This window comes from Blastococcus sp. MG754426 (assembly GCF_021699055.1).
Classification (GTDB): domain Bacteria; phylum Actinomycetota; class Actinomycetes; order Mycobacteriales; family Geodermatophilaceae; genus Blastococcus.
This window is the reverse complement of record NZ_SSXC01000026.1, coordinates 41857-49196: the sequence shown is the minus strand read 5'-3', so window position 1 is coordinate 49196 and position 7340 is coordinate 41857. Positions and strand designations below refer to the sequence as shown.

Below are 7340 nucleotides of genomic sequence, written 5' to 3'. Positions count from 1 at the left end.
GGGCGGGGGCGGAGAGGAGGGCGCCGGCGACGACGGCGCCGGACACCACCCCGAGCAGACGGCGGGAGGACGGGTTCACGGGGCGCTCCTCGGGATCCGGTGGACGTGCCCGGACAACGAGACGGCGCCGTAGGGGTTACTGCGGAGTCACGGACACTTCGGCGCCACCCCGCCGAGGGGCGTCCTCCCGCACCGCAGCGCGTCCCCCCGCGAGGGAGGACGCGCCATGATCAGGTGCCTCGATCGTGGCCCAGGGGGCGGCCCGGTCAGCCGTAGTAGAGGGCGACCGGCCGGCCGTCGATCTCCCGGACGTCGACCGAGGTGTCGTAGACCGCCGCCAGCACCTCGGGCCGCATGATGTCGCGCGCGGCCGCGTCCGCCACGACCGCGCCGTCGCGCATCGCGACGATGCGGTCGGACCAGGTGGCCGCGAAGTTGATGTCGTGCAGCACCGTGACCACCCGCTTGCCCAGGTCGTCGGCCATCTGCCGGACCAGCCGCATGATCTCGGTCATGTGCCGCAGGTCGAGGTTGTTCAGCGGCTCGTCGAGCAGCACGTACTCGGTGTCCTGCGCGAGCACCATCGCGATGAACGCCCGCTGGCGCTGCCCGCCGGAGAGCTCGTCGAGGAACCGCTGCCGGTAGGGGTCCAGGTCCAGGTAGCCGATCGCCCGCTCGACGTGGTCGCGGTCCACCACCGTGAGCCGGCCCCGCGAGTGCGGGAAGCGGCCGAACTCGACCAGGTCCTGCACGGTCAGGCGGGCGGCGACCTGGTTGTCCTGCCGCAGCACGGCGAGGACCTTCGCCAGCTGGGCGGACGGCGTCGTCGCCACGTCCATGCCGTCGACCGCCACGCGGCCGGCGTCGGGCGCGATCAGCCGGCCCACCAGGGCGAACAGCGTCGACTTCCCCGCGCCGTTCGGCCCGATGAGCGAGGTGACGCCCTCGGCGCCGAAGGTGATCGAGACGTCGTCGACGACCGCCTGGCCGCCGTAGCGCTTGGTGACGTTGTCGAGCGTGATCACCGCGCCCCCTTCCGAAGCACGAGGTAGAGGAAGAACAGGCCGCCGGAGAACTCGATGACCGCCGACAGGGTGCCGCCGAAGTCGAGCACGCGGTCGAGGACGAGCTGGCCGCCCAGCAGGCACACCATGCCGAGGAGCACCGCCGACGGCAGCGTCCACACGTGCCGGAACGACCCCGCGTACCAGTACGCCAGGTTGGCCACGATGAGCCCGAAGAACAGGATCGGCCCGACCAGCGCCGTCGAGGCGGCGACCATGACCGAGACGATCGTGAACAGCACCATCACGACCCGCCGGTGCTCGATGCCGAGCCCCACGGCCGCCGGCGCGCCCAGGGTCAGCACGTCGAGGGTGCGCAGCAGGGGGACGACGGCGGCGCAGCCCAGCGCGACCAGCCCCGCGGTGAGCCCGAGCAGCAGCTCGTCGGGCCGGGTGAGCGAGGCGAACAGCGAGTCGGAGAGCACCTGGAAGTCCAGCGGGTCGAGCATCCGCTGCATCCACTCGGTCACCGCGCGGAAGAAGGTCCCGAGCACGATGCCCACCAGCAGCATGAGGTGCAGCGAGCGCCGCTTGCCGCCGAACAGCCAGGTGAACAGCAGCACGCTGAACGCGACCATGACGGCGACCTGGACCAGCCACAGGGTGAGCGCGTCGAAGGCCAGGAACGACGCGGAGCCCGACAGGAAGACGATCACGGTGCTGATCAACCGGTAGAACGCGTCGAACCCCATGATCGACGGGGTGAGGATGCGGTTCTGCGTGATCGTGTGGAACACGACCGTGGACACCCCCACGGCCGTGGCGACGACGACCATGGCCGCGACGGCGAGGCTGCGGATCTCCAGCGCGAAGAGCAGCGAGCCGGGGACGTCCGTGAACAGGTAGACGACGACGAGAACCAGCACGGCGGCGCCGAGCACCGCCAGCCGCACGGGCGGCTGCGCCCACCGCTCGCGGAGGTGCGCGGAGGTCCGGCGGGGGGCGGTCTGCGGGGCGGGGTCAGTGAGCACGGCTCTTCTTCCGCAGGAGCAGCCAGAGGAACAGCGCGGCGCCGATGATGCCCACGACGAGCGACAACGGGATCTCGTAGGGGAAGCGGACGACCCGCGCCAGGATGTCGCAGGCGACGACGAAGACCGCGCCCAGCCCGGCCACCCAGGGGACCGCGCGGCGGACGTTGTCGCCGATGATCAGGCTCACGACGTTGGGGACGACGAGCCCGAGGAACGGGATCATGCCTGCGGTGACCAGCACCGCCGCCGTGATCACCGCGACGACGACCATCCCGATCGCGACCACGCGCCGGTAGTCCAGGCCGAGGTTGGTGGCGAACTCCTCGCCGAGCCCGATGACGCTGAACCGGTCGGCGGCGACCCAGGCGACGACGACCATGAGCCCCGCGACCCAGACCAGCTCGTAGCGGCCCTGCATGACGCTGGCGAAGCTGCCCAGCGACCACTGCTGCAGCGACTGCAGCAGGTCCAGGCGGTAGGCGAAGAAGGTCGTCACGGCCTCGACGACACCGCCGAGCATGAGCCCGACCAGCGGGACGAGCACCAGCTGCCGCACGGGCACGAAGCGGACCACCCGGAGGAACACCCAGGTCCCGATCAGCCCGAAGACCGCGGCGACGCCCATCTTGCCGAAGACGGCCATGCCCGGGAAGAAGATCATCGCGACGAGCATGCCGAGGGTCGCGAACTCGGTGACGCCCGTCGTGCTGGGCTCCACGAACTTGTTGCGCACGAGCATCTGCAGGATGAGACCCGCGATGCCGAGGGAGGCGCCGACGAGGACGACGGCGACGGTCCGGGGGATGCGGCTGGCCACCAGCAGGAAGGCCGCGTCGCTCTGCGCGCCGCCGGCCAGCAACGACGCCGGGGTGACGTCGGAGACCCCGACGAACAGGCTCGTGACGGCGAGGACCACGAGCAGCACGCCGATGAGCACCCCCACCCAGGTGCGGCGGGACCGCATCCGGGTGGGGGTGCTCGTCGGGGTCGCGGTGAGCGTCGTCACGGGCGACGGGGGGCCAGCCGTGCGGCCCGGTGCCGGGCGGTCACCCCGCGATCTGGAGGACGTCGTCGATCATGATCTGCGTCGAGTCCAGGCCCCCGAACACGATGTACCAGGCCATCGGGTCGAGGTAGACGATCTGGTCCTCCCGGGCGGCGGTCGTCTGCCGGACGATCTCGTTGTCGAGCACCGCCGCGGCCGGCTGGGCGCCCGCCTCGCCGGTGGCGGCGTCCCGGTCGACGACCCAGAGGGTGTCGGGGTCGACCTCGAGCAGGAACTCGAAGGAGACCGGCTCGCCGTGGGTGGCCGCCTCGACGTCCTCCACCGCGGGCTCCACGCCGAAGACGTCGTAGATCAGGCCACCGCGGACAGCGGGTCCGACGGCGTCCGCGCCGGCGGGCGCCAGCGCGCTGAGCTCGCCGCCGGAGACCATGAGGCCCAGGCCCGGGCCGGCGTCGGCGGTCGCGGCGCGCGCCTCCTCGATGCCGGCGTCGATCTCCTCCAGCGCGGCGGCGGCCTCCTCCTCCGCGCCGAGCACCTCGCCGAGGAAGGTGGCGCTGCGCTCGAGGTTCTCGGTGTAGGAGCCCCGGAGGCTCAGGTCGACGGTGGGCGCGATCTCGTTGAGGTCCTCCCACAGCGCCGCGGAGCGGTTGGCGACGACGATGAGGTCGGGCTGCTGCGCCTCGATCTCGACGAGGTCGGCCTCGAAGAGGGTGCCGGCGTTGAAGGCGTCGTCGGCCAGGTACTGCTGGAGGTAGTCCGGCACGTTGTCGAGCGGGGCACCGGCGATCTCGCCGCCGAGCGCGCCGATGGTGTCGAGGCTGGCGATGTCGAAGGTGACGATCTTCCCGGGGTTCTTCGGGACCTCGACGGTCGTCTGCTCGTACTCGGGCTCCTCGTCCTCACCGGCGACGTTCCGGTCCCAGGTGAAGCTGACCGTCTCCGTCTCGGCGGGGGCGGCGGTCTCGGCATCGGCGTCACCACCGCACGCGGAGAGCGCCAGGACGGCGGTGAGCGGGAGGGCGAGGGCCGTGAGCGGCCGGGCGGCGGTGCGCATGGTGCTCCTGTCGGGGACTGAGGCTAGGGAGCCCTAACTAAGGTGTGCCTAACCTGCCACACCGGTCCCGGCCGGTCCGCACCGGGGTCGCGGCCGGCACACCCGGTCGAGCCGCGCCGGCGACCCCGCAGCCGCCCCGCGCCCCGGGGGCGGGAGGATGGGGCCGTGCTCGCCCCCGTCCCGCCCGCGCCGCGATCGTGAGCCCCGCCCTCGTCGTCGCGATCACCGCCGTGGCGGCCCTCGTGGTCCTCGCCGGGCTGGCGTCCACCGTCGCGCGCCGCCGGACCGGCCTGGTGCACCTCGCCGGCGCCGGCCTGCTGGAGGCGCTCCTGGTCCTTCAGGCGGTGCTGGCGTTCGCGCGGATGGGCGACGGCACCCCCGCCGACATCCCCACGTTCCTCGGCTACCTGTTCGGTGTGCTGCTCATCCCGGTCGCGGGGGTGCTGTGGGCGCAGGCGGAGCGGAGCCGCTGGGCCGGCACCGTCCTCGCGGTCGCGGCGGCCGCCGTCGGCGTCATGGTGTGGCGCCTGCTTCAGCTGTGGGAGGCCACGGGTGCGTGACCGCGGGCTGGGCCGGCCCGCCGAGGCGGCGGCGCCGGGTTCCGCCGGGCCCGCGCGCGTGCTGGTGCTGCTCTACGGCATCTTCGCGCTCGCGGCGGGCGCTCGCGCCGGCGTCCAGCTGGCCACCCGGTTCGACGAGGCCCCGCTGGCCTACCTGCTGTCGGCGTTCGCGGCGGCCGTGTACGTCGTGGCCACCGTGGCGCTGGCCCGCGGCGGCCGCGGGGGCCGGCGCACCGCACTGGCCGCGATCCTGGTCGAGCTGGCCGGCGTGCTCGTCGTCGGCACGCTGTCACTGGCCGACCCGGCGGCGTTCCCCGACGAGACGGTCTGGTCGGAGTTCGGCCGCGGTTACGGGTACGTGCCGCTGGTGCTGCCGGTGCTCGGCCTGCTGCTGCTCCGGCGGCGGCGCGGCGCCTAGAAGTCCCCGCCGCCGAAGTCCCCGCCGCCGAAGTCGCCACCGCCGTAGTCGCCGCCGTAGCCGGCCCCGGGGTCCTCGAAGCCGCCGGCACCGTCCTCGTACCCCGCGGCGTAGGCCTCCTCGTCGCCCCCGCCGAAGAGCCCGCCGTCGCCGAGGCCGGTGTCGAACAGCGCATCGGCGACCGCCGTGCCGATGACCAGACCGCCGATGGTGCCGAGCATGCTGCCGCCGATCATGCTGCCCATGCCCGGCCCGCCGTACCCGCGCCCCGGGCCGTACCCCGGCCCGCCGCCGGGACCGCCGAAGGTGCGCTCCATGAACCCGGGCTGCCGCAGCTCGGCCCGCGTGGCGGCGCGGGCGAGCGTCCGAGGGTCGTCACCGGCCGGCCGCTCGCCGGCGGGCACCGACTCGCTCAGCCGGCCGAGCACCTGGGCGCGCTGCTCCGGGGCCAGCTGGGCGAACGCCTCGGCGTGCGCCTGCTCTATCTGGTCGGGCGGCGCCGTGCGCAGCAGGTAGCGGTAGCGCTCGATCGCCTGGTCGTCGGCGGTCGGCTGCGGCGCGCCGTAGGGCTGGCCCGCCGGGGCGCCGCCGTGGCCGCCGGGAGCCCCGTAGCCCCCGCCGTACCCCGCGTGGCCGCGGTCCTCGTGCGGGCGCCTGCGGCCGAAGAGCCGGTCGAGCAGTCCCACGGTTCCTCCTCGCGTCGCCGGACGTGTGCCCCGGTGGGTGCCCCGCGCCCGGGGGCGGGAACCGTGCTCAGCCCTCGCCGTCGCGCAGCAGGCCGTAGCTGCCCCGGTGGAACAGCAGCGGCCGCCGGTCGGGGACCGCCCCCAGGTCGAGCACCCGGGCGACGACGATGGTGTGGTCCCCGCCGTCGTACTCGGCCCACAGCTCGCAGTCGATCCAGGCGACGACGTCGTCGAGCACCGGGGAGCCGTGCGGGCTGGGCCGCCACGGGACCCCGGCGAACTTGTCGGTGCCGGACCGGGCGAAGTTCTGCGAGACGGCATCCTGGCCCTCGGCGAGGACGTTGACGCAGAACCGGCCGATCTCGCGGAGCCGGGCCCAGGTGCGCGACGTCCGGGCGGGGGCCAGCGCGACCAGGGGCGGGTCCAGCGACAGCGAGCTGAAGGACTGGCAGGTGAAGCCGATCGGCCCCTCGGGGGCGTCGGCGGTGACCACGGTGACCCCGGAGGCGAAGTGCCCGAGGACGTCGCGCATCAGCCGGGGGTCGACCACCCGGGGCGGCTCGGGGACGGCCATCAGCGCGCGTCCGCCGCACGGGGGACCGACCGGCCGCCGGCGCGGTACAGGGAGCTCGGCAACTCGTGCCCCACGGCCTGCTCGGTGACGCGGGCGGCCGCCAGCAGCGCATCCAGGTCCAGGCCGGTGCGCACCCCGGACTCCTCCAGCATGTAGACCAGCTCCTCGGTGGCGATGTTGCCGCTCGCGCCCGGGGCGAAGGGGCAGCCGCCCAGCCCGCCGACGGAGGCGTCGAGCTGGGTCACGCCGGCCTGCACGGCGGCGAGGGCGTTGGCCTGCCCGGTGCCGCGGGTGTCGTGGAAGTGCACGCCCACGGCGACGCCCGGGCAGGCGCGGCGGACGGCGTCGACGAGGGTGACCACGCGCAGCGGCGTCGTCGTCCCGATGGTGTCGCCGAGGCAGAGCTGGTCGGCACCGGCCGTGACCGCCGCCCGCGCCACGTCGACGGTCCGCGCCACCGGGGTGCGCCCGTCGAAGGGGCAGTCCCAGGCGGTGGCGATGATGACCTCCAGGGAGCCGCCGGCGCCGTGGGCGAGCGCGGCGATCTCGCCGACCGCGGCGACGGCCTCGGCGGTGCTGCGCCCGGCGTTGGCACGGCTGTGGCCGTCGGAGGCGGAGACCACGTACTCCAGGTCGGCGATCCCGCAGTCGACGGCGCGGACGGCGCCCCGCGGGTTGGCGACCAGCGCGGACCAGTGCACCCCCGGCCACCGCTGCAGCTCCGCTGCGAGCTGGTCGGCGTCGGCGAGCGCGGGCACCGCCCTGGGGGAGACGAACGACGTCGCCTCGATCCGGCGGACGCCGGTGGCCACCAGCGCCTCCAGCATGGCGAGCTTGCCCTCCAGCGGGACGGGGGCCTCCAGCTGCAGGCCGTCGCGCATGCCCACCTCGCGGACGTCGACCGAGCTGGGCAGCACCAGGTCGAACTCGTTCATCTGCGTCTCCTCGGCGCCGGCTCCGGTTGCTCCCCGCATCCTCCCCTCCCCGCGCCGGGTTCCCCCGAT

9 protein-coding genes are annotated in these 7340 nt (G+C 74.3%); 2 read left to right on the top strand and 7 right to left on the bottom strand.

Annotated elements, in window-relative coordinates; genetic code table 11:
* Positions 1–266 precede the first annotated feature (266 nt).
* The 4 genes from E9549_RS10960 to E9549_RS10945 are packed head-to-tail and all read right to left on the bottom strand — an operon-like array spanning position 267 to position 4098.
* Entirely contained in the window at positions 267–1025 is a 759-nt protein-coding gene (locus E9549_RS10960; RefSeq protein WP_236826569.1) for an ABC transporter ATP-binding protein, read from the bottom strand.
* Positions 1022–2035, bottom strand: coding sequence for an iron chelate uptake ABC transporter family permease subunit (locus tag E9549_RS10955; RefSeq protein WP_236826568.1), 1014 nt, complete (start codon positions 2033–2035; stop codon positions 1022–1024). Before E9549_RS10955 ends, E9549_RS10960 begins: the two co-directional genes overlap by 4 nt.
* Positions 2025–3044, bottom strand: a complete 1020-nt coding sequence (locus E9549_RS10950) for an ABC transporter permease (RefSeq protein ID WP_236826567.1) — start codon at positions 3042–3044, stop codon at positions 2025–2027. The genes E9549_RS10955 and E9549_RS10950 overlap by 11 nt, the downstream gene beginning before the upstream one ends.
* Before the next feature lie 40 nt (positions 3045–3084).
* A complete protein-coding gene (locus tag E9549_RS10945; RefSeq protein ID WP_236826566.1) occupies positions 3085–4098 on the bottom strand; it encodes a siderophore ABC transporter substrate-binding protein in 1014 nt (337 codons plus the stop codon).
* Between the two features lie 197 nt (positions 4099–4295).
* Between E9549_RS10945 and E9549_RS10940 the strand changes: the two genes are divergently transcribed.
* Positions 4296–4658 carry a hypothetical protein gene (locus E9549_RS10940; protein WP_236826565.1) on the top strand — a complete coding sequence of 121 codons (363 nt, stop codon included), beginning with the start codon at positions 4296–4298 and terminating at the stop codon, positions 4656–4658.
* Positions 4651–5076: a hypothetical protein gene (locus E9549_RS10935; protein ID WP_236826564.1), complete on the top strand. Its 426-nt coding sequence runs from the start codon at positions 4651–4653 to the stop codon at positions 5074–5076. The genes E9549_RS10940 and E9549_RS10935 overlap by 8 nt, the downstream gene beginning before the upstream one ends.
* Here E9549_RS10935 and E9549_RS10930 read toward each other — a convergent pair.
* The 3 genes from E9549_RS10930 to E9549_RS10920 form a co-directional block, all read right to left on the bottom strand.
* A complete protein-coding gene (locus tag E9549_RS10930) occupies positions 5073–5762 on the bottom strand; it encodes a hypothetical protein (protein ID WP_236826563.1) in 690 nt (229 codons plus the stop codon). The genes E9549_RS10935 and E9549_RS10930 overlap by 4 nt on opposite strands.
* 67 nt (positions 5763–5829) lie before the next feature.
* Positions 5830–6336 carry a flavin reductase family protein gene (locus tag E9549_RS10925; protein ID WP_236826562.1) on the bottom strand — a complete coding sequence of 169 codons (507 nt, stop codon included), beginning with the start codon at positions 6334–6336 and terminating at the stop codon, positions 5830–5832.
* The gene (locus tag E9549_RS10920) at positions 6336–7271 is read right to left on the bottom strand and encodes a hydroxymethylglutaryl-CoA lyase (protein WP_236826561.1); all 936 of its coding nucleotides are present in this window, start codon (positions 7269–7271) and stop codon (positions 6336–6338) included. Before E9549_RS10920 ends, E9549_RS10925 begins: the two co-directional genes overlap by 1 nt.
* Between the last annotated feature and the right edge of the window lie 69 nt (positions 7272–7340).